At 71.3% G+C, this 22,768-nt stretch carries 16 protein-coding genes; 4 read left to right on the top strand and 12 right to left on the bottom strand.

The annotated features are described in order from the left end of the window. Positions 1 to 82 precede the first annotated feature (82 nt). The gene (locus J5V16_RS15760) at positions 83 to 2,230 is read left to right on the top strand and encodes a (Fe-S)-binding protein (protein WP_208497386.1); all 2,148 of its coding nucleotides are present in this window, start codon (positions 83 to 85) and stop codon (positions 2,228 to 2,230) included. Positions 2,231 to 2,495: 265 nt separating this feature from the next. Here J5V16_RS15760 and J5V16_RS15755 read toward each other — a convergent pair whose 3' ends face one another. The 6 genes from J5V16_RS15755 to J5V16_RS15730 all read right to left on the bottom strand — a co-directional run bounded on the left by J5V16_RS15755 (position 2,496) and on the right by J5V16_RS15730 (position 11,028). Further along, positions 2,496 to 3,038 (bottom strand): nucleoside deaminase, encoded by a 543-nt coding sequence (locus J5V16_RS15755; protein ID WP_243901289.1) that lies wholly within the window; start codon positions 3,036 to 3,038, stop codon positions 2,496 to 2,498. Positions 3,039 to 3,049: 11 nt separating this feature from the next. Continuing rightward, a complete protein-coding gene (locus tag J5V16_RS15750) occupies positions 3,050 to 3,556 on the bottom strand; it encodes a tRNA adenosine deaminase-associated protein (protein WP_205328125.1) in 507 nt (168 codons plus the stop codon). Between the two features lie 472 nt (positions 3,557 to 4,028). Continuing rightward, positions 4,029 to 5,381 carry a PrsW family intramembrane metalloprotease gene (locus tag J5V16_RS15745; RefSeq protein WP_208497385.1) on the bottom strand — a complete coding sequence of 451 codons (1,353 nt, stop codon included), beginning with the start codon at positions 5,379 to 5,381 and terminating at the stop codon, positions 4,029 to 4,031. Beyond that, on the bottom strand, positions 5,378 to 5,821 hold the full coding sequence (locus J5V16_RS15740) for an STAS domain-containing protein (RefSeq protein WP_307792986.1): 444 nt from the start codon (positions 5,819 to 5,821) through the stop codon (positions 5,378 to 5,380). The genes J5V16_RS15745 and J5V16_RS15740 overlap by 4 nt, the downstream gene beginning before the upstream one ends. A 201-nt stretch (positions 5,822 to 6,022) precedes the next feature. After that, entirely contained in the window at positions 6,023 to 6,577 is a 555-nt protein-coding gene (locus J5V16_RS15735) for a response regulator (protein WP_208497384.1), read from the bottom strand. Next, positions 6,574 to 11,028, bottom strand: a complete 4,455-nt coding sequence (locus J5V16_RS15730; RefSeq protein WP_208497383.1) for a HAMP domain-containing protein — start codon at positions 11,026 to 11,028, stop codon at positions 6,574 to 6,576. The genes J5V16_RS15735 and J5V16_RS15730 overlap by 4 nt, the downstream gene beginning before the upstream one ends. Before the next feature lie 464 nt (positions 11,029 to 11,492). Between J5V16_RS15730 and J5V16_RS15725 the strand changes: the two genes are divergently transcribed. Next, positions 11,493 to 13,553, top strand: coding sequence for a SpoIIE family protein phosphatase (locus tag J5V16_RS15725; protein ID WP_208497382.1), 2,061 nt, complete (start codon positions 11,493 to 11,495; stop codon positions 13,551 to 13,553). 73 nt (positions 13,554 to 13,626) lie between these two features. Here the strand turns inward: J5V16_RS15725 and J5V16_RS25540 are convergent, their stop codons facing one another. After that, positions 13,627 to 14,583, bottom strand: a complete 957-nt coding sequence (locus J5V16_RS25540; protein WP_208497381.1) for a C40 family peptidase — start codon at positions 14,581 to 14,583, stop codon at positions 13,627 to 13,629. A gap of 329 nt (positions 14,584 to 14,912) precedes the next feature. Here J5V16_RS25540 and J5V16_RS15715 point away from each other — a divergent pair, with 329 nt between their 5' ends. Then, positions 14,913 to 15,419, top strand: coding sequence for a cysteine dioxygenase (locus J5V16_RS15715; RefSeq protein ID WP_208497380.1), 507 nt, complete (start codon positions 14,913 to 14,915; stop codon positions 15,417 to 15,419). Positions 15,420 to 15,511: 92 nt separating this feature from the next. On the opposite strand, the gene J5V16_RS15710 is transcribed toward J5V16_RS15715, so the two are convergent. The 3 genes from J5V16_RS15710 to J5V16_RS15700 form a co-directional block, all read right to left on the bottom strand. After that, positions 15,512 to 16,984 (bottom strand): NAD(P)H-hydrate dehydratase, encoded by a 1,473-nt coding sequence (locus J5V16_RS15710; RefSeq protein WP_208497379.1) that lies wholly within the window; start codon positions 16,982 to 16,984, stop codon positions 15,512 to 15,514. Between the two features lie 28 nt (positions 16,985 to 17,012). Further along, complete coding sequence (locus J5V16_RS15705; protein ID WP_208497378.1) at positions 17,013 to 17,384, bottom strand: holo-ACP synthase; 372 nt, start codon at positions 17,382 to 17,384, stop codon at positions 17,013 to 17,015. Between the two features lie 101 nt (positions 17,385 to 17,485). After that, on the bottom strand, positions 17,486 to 18,082 hold the full coding sequence (locus tag J5V16_RS15700; protein ID WP_208497377.1) for a TetR/AcrR family transcriptional regulator: 597 nt from the start codon (positions 18,080 to 18,082) through the stop codon (positions 17,486 to 17,488). Positions 18,083 to 18,161: 79 nt separating this feature from the next. Here J5V16_RS15700 and J5V16_RS15695 point away from each other — a divergent pair, with 79 nt between their 5' ends. Continuing rightward, positions 18,162 to 19,331 (top strand): DUF418 domain-containing protein, encoded by a 1,170-nt coding sequence (locus J5V16_RS15695; RefSeq protein WP_208497376.1) that lies wholly within the window; start codon positions 18,162 to 18,164, stop codon positions 19,329 to 19,331. Positions 19,332 to 19,383: 52 nt separating this feature from the next. On the opposite strand, the gene dacB (J5V16_RS15690) is transcribed toward J5V16_RS15695, so the two are convergent. Together dacB (J5V16_RS15690) and dacB (J5V16_RS15685) are read right to left on the bottom strand one after the other, a co-directional pair. Beyond that, positions 19,384 to 20,991, bottom strand: a complete 1,608-nt coding sequence (dacB, locus tag J5V16_RS15690; protein WP_208497375.1) for a D-alanyl-D-alanine carboxypeptidase/D-alanyl-D-alanine endopeptidase — start codon at positions 20,989 to 20,991, stop codon at positions 19,384 to 19,386. A 167-nt stretch (positions 20,992 to 21,158) separates the two neighbouring features. Further along, a complete protein-coding gene (gene dacB / locus J5V16_RS15685) occupies positions 21,159 to 22,727 on the bottom strand; it encodes a D-alanyl-D-alanine carboxypeptidase/D-alanyl-D-alanine endopeptidase (protein ID WP_208497374.1) in 1,569 nt (522 codons plus the stop codon). Positions 22,728 to 22,768 lie beyond the last annotated feature (41 nt).

The raw sequence follows: 22,768 nt of genomic DNA, 5'->3' as shown, positions 1-22,768 counted from the left end.
GTCGGCCGGGCTGCTGGCGACGGGCGGCTACTGATCAGTAACATGTATCGTGATCGGGAACACCGCACGTCGAGGGGTCGCCATGGGAGTCGTCCAAATCGTCACGGCCACGGTCGCGTTCGCGTACACCGCGGTCGCCATCGGGCTGTTCGTCCGCGCCGGGCTCGGGATGCTCGAGCTCATCCGGCTCGGCGCGCCCGACAAGACCAGGAAGGGCGAACGCGGCGAACGGGTCAAGACCATGCTGCGGGAGACCCTGGGGCACACCAGGATGCTCAAGTGGCACTGGGTGGGCCTGGCGCACTGGGCGGTGTTCTTCGGGTTCTTCCTGCTGTTCCCGGCCCTCGCGCAGTCGTACTTCGAGGTCATCGACCCCGAGTCGAGCCTGCCGATCGTCGGCCACTGGAGCGTCTGGCTGCTCGGCTCGGAGATCCTCACCGTGCTCACCGGCCTCGGCATCGTCACCCTGTTCGCCATCCGCATGGCCCGCCAGCCCCGCGTGAACCCCGTGCCGCCGCAGGGCACCGCCTCGGACGCCGGGCAGCGGCGCTCCTCGTCGCGGTTCGAGAACTCCCGGCAGTGGATGGCCTTCTACATCGAGGCGACGATCTTCACGATCGTGGCCTCGCACATGCTGATCCGCTCGTTCAAGGTCGCGCTCGGCGAGATCGAGCACGAGTGGACCTCGCCGGTCTCGACGCTCATCGCGGACCTGTGGAGCGGCGCCTCCGCCGACGCCCTGCACACCGCCGTCACCGTCATCGCCGGGCTCGACATCCTCGTCTCCTGGACGTTCTTCCTCATGCTCGCTCTCATCCCCTCGATGGGCATCGGCTGGCACCGGGTCACGGCGTTCTTCAACATCTACTTCAAGCGCAACGCGGACGGCGCGGCCTCGCTCGGCCCGGCCAAGCCCATGCTCATCGACGGCGAGCCCGCCGACTTCGAGACCGCCGACCCCGAGACGCAGCCGTTCGGCGTCGCCACCATCGGGGACTTCTCCTGGAAGGGCCTGCTCGACTTCTCCACGTGCACCGAGTGCGGCCGCTGCCAGTCGCAGTGCCCCGCCTGGAACACCGGGAAGCCGCTCTCGCCCAAGAAACTCATCACCGACCTGCGCGACCACCTGTACGAGCAGGCGCCGTACCTCAAGGCCGCGGCGATCGCGGCCGAGCGCGGCGGCGAGGACCCGCACCAGAAGATCAACATCATCGGCAACGTGATCGACCCCGACGTGCTGTGGTCGTGCACCACCTGCGGCGCGTGCGTCGAGCAGTGCCCCGTCGACATCGAGCACGTCGACCACATCCTCGACCTGCGCCGCAACATGGTCATGATCGAGTCGGACTTCCCCGACGAGGCCCAGACGATGCTCCGCAACCTCGAGAACAAGGGCAACCCGTGGGGCGAGAACCCGGCCCACCGCCTCAAGTGGGCCGAGCCGCTCGACTTCGAGGTGCCGATCGCCGAGGCCGGCGGGGACTTCGAGTACCTGTACTGGGTCGGCTGCGCCGGAGCGTACGACCCCAAGGCGCAGAAGACCTCCCGCGCGGTCGCGACGCTGCTGCACGACGCGGGCGTCAAGTTCGCGGTCCTCGGCGAGGCCGAGACGTGCACGGGCGACTCGGCCCGGCGCATCGGGCACGAGTTCATGTACCAGATGCTCGCCGAGCAGAACGTCGAGACGCTGAACGAGGTCGGCGCGGTGAAGATCGTCGCGACCTGCCCGCACTGCCTCAACACGGTCGGCAACGAGTACAAGGACCTCGGCGGCCACTACGAGGTCGTGCACCACACCGAGCTGCTCAACGACCTGGTGAACGCCGGCAAGATCACGCCGGTCGAGGAACACGAGGGCAAGCTGACCTACCACGACCCGTGCTACCTGGGTCGGCACAACCGGATCTTCACGCCGCCAAGGGAACTGCTCGGTTCCTTCGCGGAGGTCACCGAGATGCCGCGCACCGAGGAGCGCTCGTTCTGCTGCGGCGCCGGCGGCGCCCGCATGTGGCTCGAGGAGCCGCTCGGCAAGCGCGTCAACCGCGAACGCGCCGACGAGGCCGTGGCGACCGGCGCGAAGACCGTCGCCGTCGGCTGTCCGTTCTGCTCCACGATGCTGCGTGACGGCGTCGCCGACGCCGGCCACGAGGACGTCGAGGTCATCGACATCGCGCAGCTGCTCGCCAGGACGCAGGAGAAGCGCGCCGAGAAGGCCGCCGTCGCCGAATAGGCTCGCGACGCTGTCGGACCCCCGTGCCACCCTTGGCATCGGGGGTCCTTCGTTTGTCCGTTTTGAAGGCGAGAGCCGCGAAACGCCCGAAGCACCGCGAGGTGTCGGACGCCGATGTCACTCTTGGATTCGGGGGTCCTGCGTGTGTCCGATTTGAAGGCTCGCGCCGGGAAACGCCCAAGCCGGAGAGCCTTGTCGGACCCATGCGGCACCATTGCAATCGGGGGTCCCCAGGGGTCCGATCTGAAGGCTGGTGCCCGCTGTGTCAGCTATCCGGGCTCCGCCCGAAATGCTCCCGGAGCATCGCCGCGGACTCGGCTTCTAGGACGCCGCCGTAGACGTCGGGGTTGTGGTTGAGGCGCGGGTCGCGGACGACGTCCCAGAGGGAGCCGACCGCGCCCGTCTTCGGTTCCCAAGCGCCGAACACGATTTCACCCACCCGGGCGAGTACCGCCGCGCCCGCGCACATCGTGCACGGCTCCAACGTGACCACGAGGGTGCAGCTCTCCAGCCGCCACCCGTCGCCGTGCGCGGCCGCCGCCGCGCGCAGCGCCAGGACTTCGGCGTGCGCGGTCGGGTCGCCTAGGGCCTCACGGGCATTGGCGGCCGCGGCGAGTTCGTTCCCGTCGGGCCCTATGACGAGGGCGCCGACGGGCAGATCCAGTCGGGGTGCGGCTGGGGTGTCGGCCGGGTGTGCCGGGGCGCCCGGCCTCGAGCGGGGCTCGGGGTCCGCCGGAAGGCCTCCGGTGCGCGCGACCGCGAGGGCGCGGCGCATCCACTGCTCGTGGACCTCGCGGCGGGACTGCATGGGGCTGCGGCCTAGGAGCCGGTGGCGTCTTCCAGGGCCTCGGTGAACCCGATGGCCTTGGCGACCTCGGAGACGACGTCAGAGGGCATCATGCCCTCCTTGGCGCACAGTGCCAGCAGGGTCGAACCGGGCACGCCCAGGTCGCCCAGCACGTCCGCCTCGCCGACGGGCTCGGCGTCGAGCTCGGTCGGGCGGGCCGAGATCGACTCCTCGTCCTCGGTGTCGATCTCCTCGGTGTCCTCGGGCTCGAGGTCGCCCAGCAGGGCCTCGCCCAGGCGCGACTGCGACGCGTACTCGGCGTCGGACCCGAAGGTGCGCAGGTCGTCGCCGTTGTCGAGGCGCATCACCGTCAGGTACTCGTCGTCGGCGTCGACGAACAGCAGTGTCAGGTCGGCGTCAGGGAAAGCCTCACGCATGACCTCGGCCGCGTCCTCGACGTCGGCAACAGCGTCGAGGTCGACCTCCGCGGCCTCCCACTCGTCGCCCTCGCGGCCCACAGCCACAGCGAAATACGACACGATCCGTCCCCGTCTTCTCACTCATTGGAACCTGCGGCCCGATTGGGCAGCCGTTCGATACGACCTACTGAAGGATGTGGCGACCTGCGGTCGATGTAACCACAGGATCCAGTCGCCGGTCAGCAAAAGATACAGCTCGCATGAGAGCCCCGTGACGCCAGCGGCCGTCCCTGCGACCGCCGCTACGCCGACCGCTGCACCGCGGTCACCGTAGCGCGCCAGCAGCGCGGCGGCGACCGCTCCGATCGTACTCGCGGCCAAAGTCACCCAGGCGAAGCCCGCCCCCGTAGGCAGGGCCTCCCCCGAGCTCCTGGCGTACGCCAAGAGCCATAGGAGCACCCACAGCCCGGACAGGACCGAGCCGGCCGCCACGGGGCCGACGCGGACTGGATGGGGCTCCCTCCAGCGGGGCCTCCCCGAGCGCGGCAGGTGCGCTTCGGGAGCGGTCCAGGAGGTGGGCCCGATGGGTCCCTCATGCATACGTGCCAGGGTACGCAGGCGGGGGCGCCACCGGAAGCGGCATCACCGGCTGCGGGGGCGCGTCCACGGCGCGCATCTGCCCGTCGGGGAAGGTCACGTGGTACTGGCGGCCGTCCCAGAGGGCGGCGGGCGTGTGCGGGTCGCGGCCCGCGTAGACCGCGCGGGCCGCGTTCATGGTGTGCGCGGCGTGCTCGATAAGGGCCCGGTCCCAAGGCCGGCCGATCGAGGCGAGGTCGTACTGCTCGGCGAGATCGGAGGCGGCCCTTTGGAAGTCCTTCATGGCCGCCTCGCCGGGCGCCCCGGCGTAGCGGTACGCCCAGGCGCGCGCGGCGGCGCGGCGCGAGAACGTCGCGAGCGACGCCAGCTCGGGCGGCGAGACCTGCCCCGCGGCGACCATCGGGGCGAGCGCGACCTGCGTGCGGCGGGCGTCGGCGGCGCGCAGCCACAGGGCCGCGCCGACCATCGTGAAGAACAGGGGCGCGAGGAACGCCGGGTAGAGCGCGAACCACAGCGCGGGCATGTCGAGGTTGACGCCGAGCACGGAGGACCCGTTCCACAGGGCGTGCAGTCCCATGCCGCACAGCATCATCCCGATGATCCAGACGGTCTGCAGGCCCTTGCGGCCGGGACGGCGGGCGGCCTTGCCCAGGCCGATCGCCGACAGGCCCGTCATGAGCGGGTGCGCGAACATCGTCGCGAGGCCGCGCACCGCGACGAGGATCGTCACCTGCGCGATCCCGGCGGCGACGTCGAGGGACTCGGCGCCGTTCAGGTACGCGCCGGAGGCGTAGAGGACGTTCTCGGCGATCGCGAACCCGGCCCCGGCGAGGCCGCAGTAGACGATCGCGTCGAGGGTGCCGGTGAGGTGGCGGCGGGCGGTCCAGTACACGAGGAGGGGGCCGAGGAGCTTCGTGATCTCCTCGATGACGGGCGCGGAGACCACTGCCGCGAGGTTCGGGTCGAGGTCGTTCTTCTCGAGGATGACCGACGCGCTGGTGTTGACGATCAGGGAGATCGCCGTCGCGACGCACGCGCCCCAGCCGAAGCAGAACGCGAGCACGAGCCACGGACGGCGACGGTAGCGGCCGAGCCACAGGAACGTGCCGACGAGGACCGGCGCGGGCACGAGCGCCGCGGCGAGGCCGACCGCGAACGCCTGCGCGCCTGTTCCTTCGACGATCGCCCACGCGAGGACGGTCGCGCCGCCCGCGAAGAGCAGCGCGACGCCGGAGACGAGGAGGCCCTTGGCCTTGCGGGCCAGGCCGATCCAGGTGAGCAGGATGCCGCCCAGCGCGAAGAGGGCGGCCGCGGCGAGGATCGCCTGGGCCGTGGTGGAGAGGTTCATCGCGGGGGCTCCTGGCCGGAGTCTGAGGCTGAGTCGGGACGGCCGAGGGTCTGACCGCTGTCGGTGCCGGTCTCCTCGACGTCGCTGAGGCCCAGCGTGGGGGTCTCGGCTTCGGGGGCGGGCTCGCGGATGACGAAGTGCTCGCCGATGCCGGAGACGGCGAGGAGCCGCTTGAGGAAGTCGCCGAGGTTGGCGAGGACGAGCACGGCCCGGGAGCGGGCCGCCGCGCGCGCGAGGACGACGAGCGTGCCCAGTCCGCGCGAGTCGCAGAAGGTCACGCCCTGCATGTCGAGGACGACGCGCACAGGGTCGTCCACGAGGGCGGCGTCCACGGCCGCGGAGAGCCGAGGCGCGGTGTGCAGGTCGATTTCGCCGGTCAGCACCACGATCGTCTCGTTCGCCTCGCGGTATACCGAGATGTCGAGCTTTTGGTGCACCACGAGGACAACCCTAACCGGTTTCGACCGAAAGCAGGAGGCCCCGCGACGGATAGAACGCGAAACCTTGTCGCCCTTGCCGTTCGAACACGCAGCGAGGCCGCGCTGTCACACCCGCCTGTCAGGGTTGCCGTGCGCAAAGCCGGCTCGCAGGCTCGCCCGGCGCGGGGGCCCCATCGGCGGTCGAACCTCCGCAGCGTGCCCTTACGCCTGCCCCGGCTCCAGCATCCCTAGGATGCGGTCGATCTCGGGGTCGGCCTCGCGGCCGTCCTGCCAGGCGGCGAGCGCGTCGCGGACCTGGTCGAGGCGGCGGGTGAGGTGGCCTTCACGTTCGCGGAGGTCGCGGGTGCGCTCGGAGGTCTGGCGGAGGGCCTGGCCCTGCGCCCACAGGTCGATGAAGACCTTCACCTTGGTGCGCAGCATCCACGGGTCGAACGGCTTGGTGATGTAGTCGACCGCGCCCACCGAGTACCCGCGCATCGCCAGATGCGCGTCGCGGTCGGCGGCGGTGAGGAAGATGATCGGGGTGTGGCGGGTCTTCTCGCGCTGCTTGATGTGCCGCGCGGTCTCGAATCCGTCCATGCCGGGCATCTGCGCGTCCAGCAGGATCGCCGCGTAGTCCTCCGAGAGGAGCCGCTTCAGCGCCTCCTCCCCGGAGGTGACGGCGATCGTGTTCACCGGCAGCCCTTGGAGGATGGCTTCCAGGGCGAGGAGGTTCTCGGAACGGTCGTCAACGAGCAGGACGCGGGCGGTGCTCATGCGGGGCCTCCAACGGTCGGTCCGCCATTGTCGCGTTCGGACGCGGGGAGGCCGACCGCGGGGGCGGCTTCGTGTGCGCCGCCTCGCGCAGCGTGGCTGCCGTTCCCGCCGTCGTCGGTGACGATCCACTGGGACATGGTGTCGAGCAGCAGGTCGAGGTCCACGGGCTTGGTCAGGTACGCGCTCGCGCCCGCTTCGACGGACTTCTCGCGCTGCTCGGCGAGGGCCTGCGCGGTGAGGAACACGATCGGCAGGTCCGCGAACTGCGGCATGCGGCGGATGACGCGGGTGGTCTCGTTGCCGTCCATGCCGGGCATCATCGAGTCCATGAGCACGATGTCGATGCCGGGGTGGTGCTGCAGGGCGTCGATGCCGTCGGCGCCGTTCTCCGCGTAGTGCACGTCGATGCCGTGCAGTTCGAGGGCGGCGGTGAGGGCGAAGACGTTGCGGATGTCGTCGTCGACGATGAGCACGGTCGCGCCTTCGAGGTGCTGGGCCGCGGCCGACGAGGAGGGCGTCTCGGGCGCGCCGGTGAGGATCCCGGGGGAGGGCTCGCGCTCGGCCGGGATCTCGGCGTGGATGGGCGTGAAGTCGCCGTCGGCGTCGATCTCGACGGGCACGACGAAGGTGAACTTCGAGCCGGCGTCGCCGGTGTGCTCGATGTAGACGTCGCCGCCGAGCATGAGCGACAGGGACTTCGAGATGGAGAGCCCGAGGCCGGTGCCGCCGTAGAGGCGCCGCGTGGTGCCGTCGCCCTGGTGGAAGGGCTCGAAGATGATGCCCTTCTTGCCTTCGGCGACGCCGATGCCGGTGTCGATGACGCTGAAGGCGAGGCGCTCGCCGGCCGCGTTCAGGTGCGGGGCGTCGAAGCGCAGGTCGGCGGGGACGCGCCGCACGGCGAGGGTGACGGAGCCCTTGCGGGTGAACTTGACCGCGTTGGACAGGAGGTTGCGCAGCACCTGCTGGAACTTCTGGCCGTCGGTCTGCATCAGCTGCGGCACCCCGGAGCCGACGTCGACGTTGAACTCGAGGCCCTTGTCCTCGGCCTGGGGCCGGAACGCGGACTCGATGTCGCCGAGGATCTCGGCGAGGTCGACGGGGTGGACCGAGACGTCCATGCGCCCGGCCTCGATCTTGGAGAGGTCGAGGATGTCGTCGATGAGGGTGAGCAGGTCGGTGCCGGCGTTGTAGATGGTGCGGGCGAACTCGATCTGGCGTTCGGAGAGGTTGCCGTCGGAGTTCTCGGAGAGGAGCCGGGCGAGCAGCAGGAGCGAGTTGAGGGGCGTGCGCAGCTCGTGCGAGACGTTCGCGAGGAACTCGGACTTGTACTTGGATGCCTGGGCGAGCTGCTCGGCCTTCTCCTCGATGTCCTTGCGGGCGGTCTCGACCTCTTCGTTCTTGAGCTCGATGGCCTTGTTCTGGGCGGAGAGCAGCTGCGCCTTCTCCTCGAGCTCGACGTTGGTCTCCTGCAGGCGGTTCGACTGGGCCCGCAGCTCCTGGGCCATGCGCTGGGACTCGCGCAGGAGGACCTCGGTGCGGGCGTTGCCCTCGATGGTGGCGAGGGTGACGCCGACGTTGGGGGCGAGGGCGTCGAGGAACCGCTTGTGGAGCCCGGAGTAGGTGTTGAACGAGGCGAACTCGATGACGCCGCGCACCTTGTCGCCGAACTGGACGGGCAGGATGATGAGGTCGGTCGGGGTGGCCTGGCCGAGCCCGGAGGAGATCTCGAGGTAGCCCTCGGGGATGTCGTGCAGGTGGATGGTGCGCTTGGACGCGGCGGCCTGGCCGACCATGCCCTCGTTGTCCTCGATGAGCTTCTTCTCGCCGGGGTTGGGGTGGCCGTAGACGGCGTTGAGCCGGTAGGTGACGTGACCGGAGACGTCCTCGTGGCGGACGTAGAACGTGGAGGTCTGCGCGTCGATGAGGGGCGTGACCTCGTCGAGGACCATGCGGGTGACCTCTTCGACGCCGCGGCGGCCCTGCAGGAGCGAGGAGATGCGGGCGAGGTTCGAGTTGAGCCAGTCCGCGTCGGTGTTCTGGCGGGTCTTGTCGCGCAGGGCGGTGATCATCTGGTTGATCGACTCGGTGAGGTCGGCGATCTCGCCGGCGGCCTCGAAGTCGACGGACTGGGTGAGGTCGCCTCGGGCCACGGCGTGGGCGACGTTCGCGATGGCGCGCAGCTGGAGTGTCAGTGTCGCGGCGAGCGAGTTCACGTTGCGGGTGAGGGCGAGCCAGGTGCCGGAGACGCCGGCGACCTCGGCCTGGCCGCCGAGGTTGCCTTCGACGCCGACCTCGCGGGCGACGCGCGTGACCTCGGTGGCGAAGCTGGAGAGCTGCTCGACCATGGTGTTGACGGTGGTCTTGAGTTCGAGCATCTCGCCTTGGACGTCGACGGTGATCTTCTGGGTCAGGTCGCCGCGGGCGACGGCCGTGGTGACCGAGGCGATGTCGCGGACCTGGCTGGTGAGGCTGGAGGCCATCGAGTTGACGTTCTCGGTGAGGTCCTTCCAGGTGCCCGAGACGCCGGGCACGTTCGCCTGGCCGCCGAGGCGGCCGTCGGTGCCCACCTCGCGGGCCACACGCGTCACTTCGTCGGCGAACTGCGACAGCTGCGCCACCATCGAGTTCATCGTCGTCTTGAGTTCGAGCATCTCACCCTGGGCGTCCACGGTGATCTGCCGGTTGAGGTCGCCTCGGGCGACGGCGGTGGCGACGGACGAGATGTTCCGCACCTGCGCGGTCAGGTTGGAGGCCATGGAGTTCACGTTGTCGGTGAGGGCCTCCCAGATGCCGGAGACGCCCTGGACGTTCGCCTGGCCGCCGAGGCGGCCGTCGGTGCCCACCTCGCGGGCCACACGCGTCACTTCGTCGGCGAACTGCGACAGCTGCGCCACCATCGAGTTCATCGTCGTCTTGAGTTCGAGCATCTCGCCGCGCGCGTCGACGGTGATCTGGCGGGAGAGGTCGCCGGTGGCGACGGCGGTGGCGACCGAGGAGATGTTGCGGACCTGGGCGGTCAGGTTGGACGCCATCAGGTTCACGTTCTCGGTGAGGTCCTTCCAGGTGCCCGAGACGCCCTGCACGTTGGCCTGCCCGCCGAGGCGGCCCTCGCTGCCGACCTCGCGGGCCACGCGCGTGACCTCGTCGGCGAAGCTCGAGAGCTGGTCGACCATCGTGTTCACGGTGGTCTTCACCTCGAGGATCTCGCCTTGGGCGTCGACGGCGATCTTCTGCGTCAGGTCGCCGCGGGCCACGGCCGCGGTCACCGTGGAGATCGACCGCACCTGCTCGGTGAGGTTCGAGGCCAGCTGGTTCACGTTCTGGGTGAGGTCGCGCCAGGTGCCGGAGACGCCGAACACCTGCGCCTGGCCGCCGAGGCGTCCCTCGGTGCCCACTTCGCGGGCCACGCGCGTGACCTCGTCGGCGAAGTTCGACAGCTGGTCGACCATCGTGTTGACGGTGGTCTTGAGCTCGAGGATCTCGCCCTGCGCGGGCACGGCGATCTTCTGGTTGAGGTCGCCGCGCGCGACCGCGCCGGTGACCTTCGCGATGTCGCGCACCTGGTCGGTCAGGGACGACGCCATCGAGTTGACGTTGTCGGTGAGGTCCTTCCAGGTGCCGGAGACGCCGGGCACCGCGGCCTGGCCGCCGAGGCGGCCGTCGGTGCCGACCTCGCGGGCCACACGGGTGACCTCGCCCGCGAAGACCTGGAGGGTCGCGGTGAGGGAATTGATGGTGTCGGCGAGTTCGGCGACCTCGCCGGAGGCCTTGACCGTGATCTTCTGCGTCAGGTCGCCGGCGGCGATGGCCTGGGTCACGGTGGAGATCGAGCGGACCTGCTCGGTCAGGTTGGAGGCCATGGTGTTCACCGCGTCGGTCAGCGACCGCCAGGTGCCGGAGACGTCCTGGACGTCGGCCTGCCCGCCGAGCTGGCCTTCGGTGCCCACCTCGCGCGCCACGCGCGTGACCTCGCCCGCGAAGTCGCGCAGCAGCCCGACCATGCGGTTGACGGTCTCGCCGAGGCGGCGGAACTCGCCGCGCAGCTGCTTGCCCTCGATGTCGAGCGCCGCCTCCTGCGAGAGGTCGCCGGCGGCGACCGCCTCGAGGACGCGCCCGAGCTCGGTGGTGGGGCGGACCAGGTCCTCCACGAGCCGGTTGACGCTCGCCGCGCCCTCCGACCAGCCGCCGTCGAGGTGCTCGACGATGAGCCGGTGGTGCCAGGAGCCCTCCTCGCCGACCGCGCGGGCGATGAGCGCGAGGTCGCGGGTCTGCCGGTCGGCCTGCTCGACCACGGCGTTGAATCGGTCGATGACCTCCCCGGCCAGGCCCTCCCCGCGGGGGAGCCGAACTGAGAAGTCGCCCCGCTCGACGGCCCCGAGCGCGTCGGCCAGGCTCCTGAGCAGGTCGGACTCGTCGATCGGGTTGGCTACACGGGAAACGGTGTCCGTCATGTCGTGGTTCCTCAGCTGCGTAGACAGGCTTCGGTACCAGGTTGTCACATAAGTGCGGCAAACGTGAAGGCAGGTTACTCAGGGCATTGTGCTCGGTCACCGCACGTTAGCGAAAGAAAACTGACAGAAGCTCGCAACCGGTGCCTCGTGTGGTGCGTGTGCATATTCGCAGCGCTCCCGCGGGCGAGTTCGAACGATCAGTGGAGACCGCGAGAGCGCCGCACCCCTTGGAGACGCATGCCCGCCCCCCGCCCGGTAGGGGGCAGGCGCGCGCTGATCAACGGCGTACGAGAGCGCACGGATCGACTCCTGAACGGCGGCCGCCCCACCGGGCGGCCGCCGTTCCCACGTTTCCCTTTGGCGCACAACGGCATCGTGCGACGACCGCGAGCCGCCCCGCACCGGGACCCGGCGCGGCGACGCGGTCCCGCAGGCAGGGGCCCGACGGGCATAGACTGGGGCCCGTGACGTACCCCGAGAGGTTCGCCCGGCGCCTCCGGCTCCCGGCCGACGACCGCTCCCCCGCCGCCGCCCGCGCCGCCGTGCGCGCGGTGCTGACCGAGGCCGGGCTCACCGAGCTGCTGGACGAGACCCTGCTGCTCACGACCGAGCTGGCGACCAACGGCGTCGTCCACGCCGGCACCGACATCAACCTCACGGTCGCGGCCGACCCCATCGGCGTGCGCGTCACCGTCACCGACTACCGCTCCGGCGGCATCGACCCCCTCGACACCGCGATGCCCGAGGTCACCGCCGAGGGCGGGCGCGGCCTGCTCCTCGTCGACCGGTTCGCGTCCTCGTGGGGCACCACGCACGACGCGACCGGCAAGTCCATCTGGTTTCGCATCGACCGCGACCCCGACGCCCGGCCCGCCACCCGGCCCGACCCGGACGCCGCCGCCGACCCGCACCTGCCCGACCTCGGCCAGCTCGCCGCGCTCCTCACCGTCGCGCCCGCGATCCAGTCGCGGCTGCCGGTCGACCAGCTCGTCACCGAGCTCCTGGCCCGCTGCCACGACGCGACCGCCGCCGCGGGCGGCGCGATCGAGTACGACGCGGGCGACGGGGCCGGCGCGCAGATCCTCGCCAAGTTCGGCGACGTCGGCACCGTCGCGGTCGCCGTCCCGCTCCCGCTCACCGCCCCCGCCTGCGGCAAGCTCATGCTCGCCGGGGAGCCCGAGCCGACCTGGCGGCCCCTCGCCGAACTCGTCGCCGAGCGCATCGCGCTCGCGATCCAGATCGACCGTATGCGCACCGACGAGCAGCGCCGCTCCGGCTGGCTCACCTACCTCGCCGAAGCCGGCGAGCTGCTCGCGCACTCGCTCGAAGAGCACCTGACCGTGGCGCTCATCCCGCAGCTCGTCGTCCCGCAGCTCGGCCGCTGGGCCGCCGTCCACCTGACGGGCGACGGCGGCGACCTGCGCCTCGCCTCGCTCACGCACGCCGAGGAGAGCGAGCTCGAGCACCTGCGCAGCAAGCTCGACACCGCCGCCCCGGCCCTGGCCGCGGCGCTCGCCACCGACGGCTGGACGGGCATGGAGCTGCCGGTCCCGCGCGGCCTCGACGGCATCGCCGTGCCGCTCTCGGCGCGCGGCGCCACCATCGGGGTACTCACCGTCGGCAAGCACGTCGAACGCCAGCACTCCTCAGAGGAGCGCGCGGTGGTCGCCGACCTCGCCAAGCGCAGCGCGCTCGCCCTCGACAACGCCCGCATCCACGCCGAGCGCCAGGCCGTCGCCAACGAGCTGCAGGCCGCGCTCATGCCGGGCTCGCTGCCCGACGTCGCCGGCGTCTCCTTCGCCGCCGAGTACCTGCCCGCCACGGCCCGCCGCCTGCCCGGGTCCGGGCCCGGTCCGGTGTCCGGCACCGAGGTCGGCGGCGACTTCTACGACGCGACCGAGCTCGCCGACCACCGCCTGTGGGTGGCGATCGGCGACGTGTGCGGCAAGGGCGCGCAGGCCGCGGCCGTCACCGGCGTCGTGCGCGACGTCCTGCGGGTCATGGCCCGCGACGGCCGCCCGCTCCCGCGCGCCCTCGAACTGCTCAACGCCACGCTCCTCGAGCAGCCCGGCGACATGCGCTACGCGACCATCGCCTCGGCGCTGCTCGACCCGCGCCGGGACGGCACCCTGAACGCGACCCTGTGCCTCTCGGGCCACGAGAAGCCGCTGCTGCTGCGCGCCGACGGCGAGACCTCCTGGGTCGGCCGCGAAGGCACCGCCGTGGGGCTCTTCCCCGACGTGAAGGTCAACCCCGAGGAGGTGCGCCTCGACGCCGGGGACGCCCTCGTCTTCTTCACCGACGGCGTCACCGAGCGCCGCGACGGCGCCGCCATGTTCGGCCACGAGCGCATCGAGCGCGCGGTGCGTGACGCGGCGGGCAAGGGCGCCAGGCAGATCGCCACCGCGCTGCTCGAGGCCGTCGAGGCGTTCTCCCCCGAGTCCCCGCGCGACGACATCGCGATCCTCGTCGTGCGCTGCGATCCCAGGTTACGGCTCGCACGCATCGCCGTGGAGCCGATGTAGCGGGCGAGCTCGCAAGCAACACAACCGAAAAGGCCCCGCGAGCATCGCTCGCGGGGCCTTTCGGCGTGTCGCACTAGTGCAGGAGCGTGCCCGCGCCGTAGTAGCTGTTGCCGTGGTGGACCTCGACGACCTTCACGACGGTGGTCGAGTTCGGGGCGTGGACGATGAGGCCGTTGCCGATGTACATGCCCACGTGCGCGAGGCCGTTGTAGAACACGAAGTCGCCCGGTTGGAGCTCGTCCTCGCTGATGTGCGCGACCATGTCCCACTGCGCGGCCGCGTTGTGCGGCAGACTGATCCCGGCCTGGGCGTAGGCGCCGAGCATGAGGCCCGAGCAGTCCCACGAGTCCGGCCCGGCGGAGCCCCACACGTACGGCTCGCCGATCTGGTCGAGCGCGAAGTCGACGATGGTCCACTGCTCGTTCGTCATGTGCGGCAGGTCGTACTCGACGACCTCCTCGCCCGCGGCCGTCTTCCACTCCTCTTCGAGGTCGGTCATCCGGTCGGTGAGCTCGTCGGCGGCCTTCTGCAGCTCGGCCTGCTCGGTCTCGAGGTCGGCCTGGAGGTCGGTGAGGAGGTCGCGCTGGGTGGCGTACTCCTCGGACGCGGTGCGCAGCTCGTCCATGAGGTTGAAGTTGTAGAGGTTCGCGGAGTTGAGCCGGTCGAGGCGCTCCACGAACGCGTCGGGCGTGCCCGACTCGAGCAGCAGCGCCGCGTCCCCGATGCCCTGGTCCACATAGGTCTCGGCGATGAAGTCGGCGAGCTGGGCGCGCAGGCCGTCGAGCTCGGTCTCGGCCGTCTGCAGATTCGCCTCGGTCTCGTCGATGAGCTCGCGGTTCTCGTCGACCTCGGAGGCCAGCTGGTTGTACTCCTCGACGGCCGCTGCGAGGTCGTCGTCGAGCGCGTCGATCTCGTCGTTGATGTCCTCCGGCGAGTCCTGCGCCCAGGCGGGGCCGGAACCGACGGTGACCAGGAGGCCGCCGACCACGGCGGCGGACATCCATTTGCGTCGAAGAGACGGCTGCTTCACGAGGAGGGTGCTCCTTCGGGATGGGAAGACGGGGTGCACTCAAGACACGCGCGCGGCCGTCCGCGGGATGCACTGCGGGCGCCGCCGGGGAGGCCGAACATGAGCCTAGCGCGCGCCTTGACGGGCGGGTAGCCCCCGGCCGTGACAAATTCGCAGCGTAGCGAGCGTTCCACCGATGGTGTGTCGCTCCTGTGAGTTGCCTGGGAATGTGTACCATGGCCGCATGACCTTCTCGATGTGTCGCTGTCACCAGCACTGAGCCGCCCGTCGGCCGCTCAGTGCTCCTCCGCTGACAACCGTTCCGACACATCGAAAGTCGATGCTCTCGAATGAGCTCCACGCAACTGAGCCCCAGCCCGCTGCTGCCGCCCGCCGCCCTCGCCGTCGAACGCCTCGAGTCGCTCGCCGCCTTCTACGCCGCGAACCTCACACTGCGACCGCGCTTCACGAAGGGCAGCCGCTGGGCGCGCCGCGTGCTCTCCGGCCCGGGACATGAGGCCTGGCTCCTCGCCTGGCTGCCCGGGCAGGGCACCGACCTCCACGACCACGGCGGCGTCGACCGCCCCGCCGCGGCCGCGGTCGCGGTGGTCTCCGGCGAACTCACCGAGTTCACCGTCCAGCCCGGCGACTTCCCCGGCCTGCGACGACAGCGCCTTGAGACGGGCCAGGTCTCGGTGGTCGACGACCGCACGGTGCACGGCATGCGGAACCTCTCCGACGCCCCGGCCGTGAGCCTCCACGTCTACTCGCCCGGCCTCGATGCGATGCGCACCTACCTCCTCGACGAGACCGGCCTGGCCCCGGCGAAGATCATGCGCGCCGGCGAGGACTGGTAACGCCCCGAACGTGAACGGAGCGTCCTGGGCAAATCGGAAACCGATGGGCCCCCGGTCTCAACCCTGACGCATTGGTACGACACCGTTGCGGGTCAGCGGCGGCGTCCGGGCGTGTCGGTCGCCGAGAGGGTTTCGCCTACCGCTTGCGGGAGGGCCTTGGCGACGTCGGTGGCGGTGATCGTGCGGTGGCCGGTGGCGGCGATGCCGCCGGCGCGGCCGTGGAGGTAGGCGGCGGCGACCGCGGCGCGGGTGCCGCTCATGCCCGAGGCGAGGAGCGAGGCCATGAAGCCCGCGAGCACGTCTCCTGAACCGGCCGTTGCCAACTGGGGCCGACCGGTCGGGTTCGCCCACACTTCGCCGTCGCTCGAGGCGACCACCGTGTGGTGGCCCTTGAGCAGCACCGTGCAGTTCAACCGCTTCGCCAGCGCAGCCGCGGCCGCGCCGCGGTCCTCCGCAGGCGCGGAGCCGTAGAGCCGCTCGTACTCGCGGTCGTGCGGCGTGAGCACGACCGGCGCCTCGCGTTGGGTCAGCACCGACGGGTACTCGCCGATGAGCGTCAAGGCGTCGGCGTCGAGGACGACCGGCGCGGGTGATTCGAGGACGTGGCGCAGTTCGGTGAGGGAGGCCTCGTCGGTGCCGAAGCCGGGCCCGGCGAGCCAGGCCTGGACGCGCCCGGCCTCTTTGACCTCTTGCGTGCACACCACTTCCGGGTGGCGGCGGCGCACGTATTCGGCGGCGGTTCCGGCGTACCGCACGTATCCGGCAGGTCCGGCGAGGGCGCCGGAGGTGGCGAGGACGGCCGCGCCGGGGTACTGCTCGGAGCCGGCGGCGACGCCGACGACGCCGCGCGTGTACTTGTCGTCGTCGGGGCCGGGCTCGTGCCACCAGGCGGCGAGGTCGCCGTCGCGGGCGACGCGCACGGCCGGGTGCGGGTCGAGGTGGGGGCCGAGTCCGATGTCGACGAGGACGAGGCGTCCGGTGTGGAGCGCGGCGCGGCCGAGGACGTGGCAGGGCTTGTAGGAGCCGAAGGCGACGGTCACGTCGGCGGTGACGGCGCTGGCGGGGACGGCGCCGGTGTCGACGTCGACTCCGGAGGGCACGTCGACGGCGACGACGGTGCCGGCGTCGATGGCGGCGAGCTGGTCGATGGCGCGGCCGGGGAGGCCCGGGCGGCCGCCGATGCCGAGGACGCCGTCGAGGAGGAGGTCGCATCGGCGGGGCGGGTTGGCGACGAGTCGCCCTCCGGCCCTGGTGAGTGCGGCGGCGGCGACGGGGTGGACGCGTTCGCCCATGACGGGGACGGCGAAGACGCGGGCGCCGCGCTTGGCGAGGCGGGCCGCGGCGAAGAGGGCGTCGCCGCCGTTGTCGCCGGGTCCGGCGAGGACGGTGACGGTGGCGCCGTAGACGCCGCGTCGGCGGCGGCCGGGGCTGCGTTCGCGGAGCAGGCGGGCGCATTCGGTGGCGAGTCCGGCTGCGGCGCGCTGCATGAGGGTGCCCGGCGGGAGCTGGGCCATCAGCTGGGCTTCGGCGCGGCGGACTGCCGCTGCTGACCAGGCACCGTCCATGGTGTTCCCTCTCAGGCCTGTTCGGCCGTCATGCCGTTTCGGCGATCACCACCGCTGTAGCGATACCGCCATCATGCGACAGCGACACGTGCCAGCGTGAGACGCCACGCTGCTCTGCCGCTGCCGCCACCGTTCCGGTGATGGTCAATGTGGGGCGGCCGTCGGGGAGGGAGAGCACTTGGCAGTCGGCCCAGTGCATGCCGCCGGGGGCGCCGAGTGCTTTGGCCACGGCTTCTTTGGCGGCGAAGCGGGCGGCGAGGGATTCGGTGCGGCGGTCGCGCCCGTCGGGGGTGCGGCGTTCGGCCTCGGTGAAGAGTTTGTCGGCGACGTGCGGGGTCCGTTCGAGCACGCGCTCGAACCGGTCCACTGCCACTACGTCTATGCCCACGGCGACGATCACCCCCCAAGAGTGCCACGGGATCGGGCGTACCGTCCCCGCATCGGACGGTTCCCACCGTCCCGGGTGACGGTTCGCGGGTTCCCGCTTGGGGTCTCGGCGGGTCAGGCGGGGGCGGGGCCGAGGCCGACGGCGGGGAGGATCGCCTGGTCGACGATGGCGGCGAGGTAGTCGTCGTCGGGTGCGGCGCCGGTGTCGAGCATGCGCTTGGTGACCATGGCTTCGCCGATGTCGAGGACGACGGGGGTGAGGCGGGCGGGGTCGAGGGCGCCGCGGGAGGCGTAGTGGCGCAGGACGGTCTGGGTGAAGGTGCCGCCGCGGCGGTCGAAGACGCGCTCCCAGAGGGCTTCGACGACGCGGGGGTCGCGGGCGGGGTCGCCGAGGATGGCCATGACGGCGCGTCCGGCGGGGCTGAATCCCCATTCGACCATGAGGCGGAGGGCGGCGACGAGGTCGCCGCGGAGGTCGTCGGCGCCGGGGGCGGGCTGTTCGACGGGGTGGCGGTCGGCGAGGGCGTCGAGGAGGAGGTCGAGGGGGTCGGACCAGCGGCGGTAGAGGGTGGAGCGGGGGGTGGCGGCGCGTTTGGCTATGGCGTCCATGGTGAGTCGGCCGGGTCCGGAGGCGGCGGCTTCGTCGACGGCGGCGGTGTAGATGGCGTCGAGCAGTGCCTTGCCGCGGCGGCGCGTCGGTCCTTCGGCCACGGGCGGCCCCCTCAAGTTAGCTACAGTCATGTATCTTATCGTTTTAGATACAACCGTGTACCTAAAACTTGGAGGCGAGATGGCCCTCTCCCCGCCCGCCATTATGAGCACCCCCGTCGCCGAGCGCTCGCTCGCACCCGACCTGGCCAGGGGTGCGATGCTCCTGTTCATCGCCCTCGCCCACGCGCACATGTTCCTCGCGCACGAGACCACCGGCTTCCGCGGCTACGCCGTCGACGGCACCGCCCTCGACCGCCTCGTCGCCGGACTCCAGGTCCTGTTCGTGGACGGGCGCGCACTGCCGATGTTCGCCGGCCTCTTCGGGTACGGCCTCGCCCGGCTCGTCGACCGCCGCATGCGCTCCGGCGCCGACTGGCCGCAGGCCAAGCGCCTCGTCCGCCGCCGCTCCTGGTGGCTCCTCGCGTTCGGCTTCGCGCACGCGCTCCTGCTGTTCTTCGGCGACATCCTCGCCGCGTACGGGTTCATCGGCCTCGTCTTCACCGGGCTCCTCGCCGCCAAGGACCGGACCCTCTTCCGCACCACCGGGATCGTCCTCGCCTGCCACGTGCTCGTCGTGATCGCCGCCGGGTACTCCGCCGTCGCCGCGGGGCACGAGAACGCCACCCCGACGCTCGTCGCCGACCCGCTCGAAGCCGCCGCCATGCGCCTCGCCGTGTGGTCGGCCCTCACCCCCACGTTCTACGTCGTCGACGTGGTGCCCGCCTTCGCGATCGGCATCTGGGCCGCCCGCCGCCGGGTCCTCGACGACCCCGCCCTCCACCTGCCGCTCCTGCGCCGCACCGCCTTCGGCGGCATCGCGATCGGCGTCGCCGGCGGCCTCCCGCTCATGCTCGCCGAAACGCAGCTGTGGCACCCCGGGACGCCCGTCGCGGTCGCGGTCTACGCCCTCCACTCGCTCACCGGCCTCGCCGCCGGGCTCGGGCTGGCCGCACTGGTCGGCCTCGCCGCGGCCCGTGCCACCGCCGGCTCGTCGGGGCCGCTGACGCGGGCGCTCGCGGCGTGCGGGCAGCGGTCGCTCACCTGCTACCTGCTCCAGTCGGTGGCGTTCACCGCGCTGTTCGTGCCCTACGCGGGGAACCTCGGTGCGCGCCTTGGGGACGCGGCCGCCTCCGGCATCGCCGTCCTCGTCTGGGCCGCCACCGTGGCGCTCGCGGCCTGGATGGCGCGGGCCGGGCTCCGCGGCCCGTTCGAGGTGCTGCTGCGGCGGCTCACCTACGGCCGCAGCTGAAACGACGGGAGGCCCGGACGCCTTCGCGTCCGGGCCTCCTCATGTCGTCGAACTAGCAGACCGCCGGTTCGTACCAGGTGCACTCGAGGCTCGCGGGCATCTCGCCCTCGGCGGGGATCGCCTCGGCCTCGGCCTCGGCTTCGAGTTCGGTGAAGTCGGGCGTGTCGATCTCGGAGGAGAACGTGCTGATCTCGGCCTCGGTCGCCTCGGTGCTGTGCGAGGCGACGGCCACGGCGATCTTGTCCTCGATGTCCTTGACCGTGGACCACAGGAAGTCGTTCACGATGACGCTGAAGACGAGTTCGCGCCCGTCCGCGTCGGTCACGTACCCGGACAGGGCCGAGACGCCGGTCATCGAGCCGGTCTTGGCGCGCACGTTCCCGGCCGCGGCGGTGCCGCACATGCGGCCGGCGAGGGTGCCGTCCTGGCACGCGATCGGCAGGGCGTCGTACCAGGTGGAGAACCAGTCGGCCTTCTTGGCGCCGACGAGGAGGTCCGCGAGCATGTTGGAGGTCATCATGTTGTGGCGCGAGATGCCCGAGCCGTCGACCTGGCGGATGGGGCCGGTGTCGACCCCGTACGGCTCGATCCCCGCGTACGTGGCGGCCTTGCCGCTGCTGAACGTGCCCAGGCCGGTCGCCTCGTAGCCGAGGGTCTTGAACAGGGCCTCGGCGACGGACGCGTTGGAGGGCTTGAGGACCACGGGCTCGAGTTCGGCAAGGGTCATCGACTCGTGGGTCGCGAGCGTCTCCGGTCCCTGCGGGGTGGCCTCGCCGAAGCGCAGGTCGCCGGTGAGCGTGATGCCCGCCTCCTCGAGCGAGTCGGCGAAGACGTCGGCGACGAGGCGCGTCGGCTCGATGACCGAGCGGGTCGCGAAGGTGCCGCTGCCGCCGGCCTTCACGGTGCCGCTGACGCGGATGACGTTGTCGTGCGGGTCGCGGTTCACGCTGACGCTCGTGCTGGCGCCGGTCGTCGCGGTGTTCACGATCTCCACGTAGTCCGTCGCCGGGGAGGTGGTGATCTGCGCCGGGTCGCCTTCGGCCGCACCGGGTTTGACGAACACGCGCACCGAGCCGGCGTTGTAGTCGTCGCCGGAGGCGACCGTGAGCGCCGAGACCTCGGCGGCGTAGGTGAACTGGAGGTCGGACCAGCCCCATTCGGTGCCGGATCGGACGGTGTCGAACGCGGTGTCGTCCGCGACGAGGTCGCCGTCGATCGTGGACACCCCGCGGGCGGCCAGGTCGGCCGCGAGCCGGTCGTAGTCCGCTTCGAGCATGGTCGGGTCGCCCGAGCCGCGCAGGTAGAGGTCGCCGGCGACGACCCCGTCCACGGGCCGGTCGCCCAGGACGTCGGTGGTGTACCTGAAGTCCCCGCCGAGTTGCTCCAGTGCCGCAGCGGTGGTGGTGAGCTTGTCGTTGGAGCCGGGGATGCCGCGTTTGGCGCCGCCCCGCTCGTATAGGACCTCGCCGGTGTTCGCGTCGGCGACCGTGACGCCGATCTGGGAGTCGGTGAGCCGCTTGTCGGTCAGGATCGCGTCGATCGCGGCGGCGAGCGCCTCGTCGCCGGTCTCCTGCGCCTGGGCGACCACGGTGCCCGCGATGGTGATGGCGCCGACGGCGGTGACCGCCACGGCGCTCGAGATAAGGGTGCGTTTTCTCACGACGCGAGTCTATGCACGAGGAATGTCGGGCTCCCCGACGTATGTGGGTGAAGTTCCGTAAATCGCACGGTCGCAAGGCAACCGAATGGTCACAGGAACGCATGCGGCGCGCGCGGAATCCGCGCGCGCCGCATGGGATCGCAATGCGTCAGGCCGCCGTGGCCGATCTAGCAGACGGCCGGCTCGTAGTAGGTGCACTCGAAGTCGCCCGGGAGCGCCGCATCGTCCTCGGCCGCCGCTTCGGCCTGCGCGGACCGCGAGATCTCGGCCTCGGTGGCGTCTGCGCTGTGGCTCGCGATCGCGACGGCGATCTGGTTCTCGATGTACTTCACCGAGTCGACGAGATGGTCGTTGATGATGATGCTGAAGACCAGTTCGCGGCCGTCGGCGTCGGTGACGTACCCGGACAGGGCCGAGATCGAGGTCTGGGTCCCGGTCTTGGCGTGCACGTTCCCCGCGGCGGGGGTCCCGCACATGCGGCTGACGAGGGTCCCGTCGGTGCAGGCGATGGGGAGCCCGTCGTACCAGGTGTCGTACCAGGGCTCCTGCTTGACGCCGATGAGCAGGTCGGTGATGGCCTCGGGCGTGGCCTGGTCGAAGCGGGACATGCCCGAGCCGTCCGCCTGGCGCAGCGTGGCGGTGTCCACCCCGTACTCGGCGATCGCGGCGTGGATGCCGTCCTCGCCGTCCGCGAAGGTTCCCAGGCCGGTGTCGTGCAGGGCGATGGTCTTCATGAGCGCATCGGCCCAGGCGTTGTTCGAGGGCTTCAGCAGCTCGGGCGTGAGCTCCAGGAGCGTCGCCGACTCGTGGTCGGCGAGCCGGTCGCCCGCGCCCTGCGGGGTCGCCTCGTGGAGGCGCACCTCCCCGTTCAGATCGATGCCGTTGTCGGCCAAGGAGTCCGCGAAGACGTCCGCGACGAGCGCGGTCGGGTCGATCACGGAGCGGCTGTAGTAGTCGGGGGTGACGCCGGCTTCGACGGTGCCCGAGACGCGGATCGTGTTGGCGTGCTCGTCGCGCTTGACGGTCAGGTCGGTCTCGGCGCCGGTGACCGCCTCGTTGACCACGGTCACGTAGCCGTTCTCGGGGACCATCCGGATATCGACCGGGTCGCCTTCGGCGGCGCCGCCCGTCATGTACAGGCGCGCGGTCCCCGACCAGCGGTCGGGGCCGGAGCCGATCGTGAGCGCGGAGACCTCCGCGCCCGGGGCGAACTGCAGGTCGCCCCAGGCGACCTCTTCGGCGTGGCGGACGTCGTCGAAGGCGGTGTCGTCGAGGACCAGGTCGCCCTCGACAGTGGACACGCCGAGGGCGGCGAGGTCGGCGGCGAGCGCGTCGTAGTCGGCTTCGAGCATGGTCGGGTCGCCCGAGCCGCGCAAGTAAAGGTCCCCGGCGACGACGCCGTCCACGGGCCGGTCGCCCAGGAGCTCGGTCGTGAACCTGAAGTCCTCGCCGAGGGTGGCGAGCGCGGCGGCCATGGTGGTGAGCTTCTGGTTCGAGCCGGGCAGGCCGCGCTGGTTCCCGTTGCGGTCGTAGAGGACTTCGCCGGTGTTCGCGTCCCTGACGAGGACGCCGGCCTGGGAGTCGGTGAGGGCGGGGTCGGCGAGGATCGCGTCGATCGCGGCGGCGAGCGCTTCGTCGCCGGTCTCCTGCGCCTGCGCGACGGCGGTGGCGGCGATGGTGATGGCGCCCGCGGCGGTGACCGCCACGGCGCCCGAAATGAGGGTGCGTGTCTTCACTCGCGGAGCGTAGGACGCGTCCTTCGACCGCACCTGGCAGT

It is taken from the genome of Glycomyces niveus (assembly GCF_017592475.1).
Lineage (GTDB): Bacteria > Actinomycetota > Actinomycetes > Mycobacteriales > Micromonosporaceae > Glycomyces > Glycomyces niveus.
The sequence above is the reverse complement of the archived record's forward strand: the minus strand, read 5'-3'. Positions and strand labels throughout refer to the sequence as shown.

What these genes read in the sequence shown, in the direction of transcription:
- J5V16_RS15715 (WP_208497380.1), top strand. Translation starts at nt 14,913, where the DNA reads ATGAGCTCCACGCAACTGAGCCCCAGCCCGCTGCTGCCGCCCGCCGCC.
- J5V16_RS15745 (WP_208497385.1), bottom strand. Translation starts at nt 5,381, where the DNA reads ATGAACCTCTCCACCACGGCCCAGGCGATCCTCGCCGCGGCCGCCCTC.
- J5V16_RS15735 (WP_208497384.1), bottom strand. Translation starts at nt 6,577, where the DNA reads ATGAGCACCGCCCGCGTCCTGCTCGTTGACGACCGTTCCGAGAACCTC.
- J5V16_RS15710 (WP_208497379.1), bottom strand. Translation starts at nt 16,984, where the DNA reads ATGGACGGTGCCTGGTCAGCAGCGGCAGTCCGCCGCGCCGAAGCCCAG.
- J5V16_RS15730 (WP_208497383.1), bottom strand. Translation starts at nt 11,028, where the DNA reads ATGACGGACACCGTTTCCCGTGTAGCCAACCCGATCGACGAGTCCGAC.
- J5V16_RS15755 (WP_243901289.1), bottom strand. Translation starts at nt 3,038, where the DNA reads ATGCAGTCCCGCCGCGAGGTCCACGAGCAGTGGATGCGCCGCGCCCTC.
- J5V16_RS15695 (WP_208497376.1), top strand. Translation starts at nt 18,162, where the DNA reads ATGGCCCTCTCCCCGCCCGCCATTATGAGCACCCCCGTCGCCGAGCGC.
- J5V16_RS15760 (WP_208497386.1), top strand. Translation starts at nt 83, where the DNA reads ATGGGAGTCGTCCAAATCGTCACGGCCACGGTCGCGTTCGCGTACACC.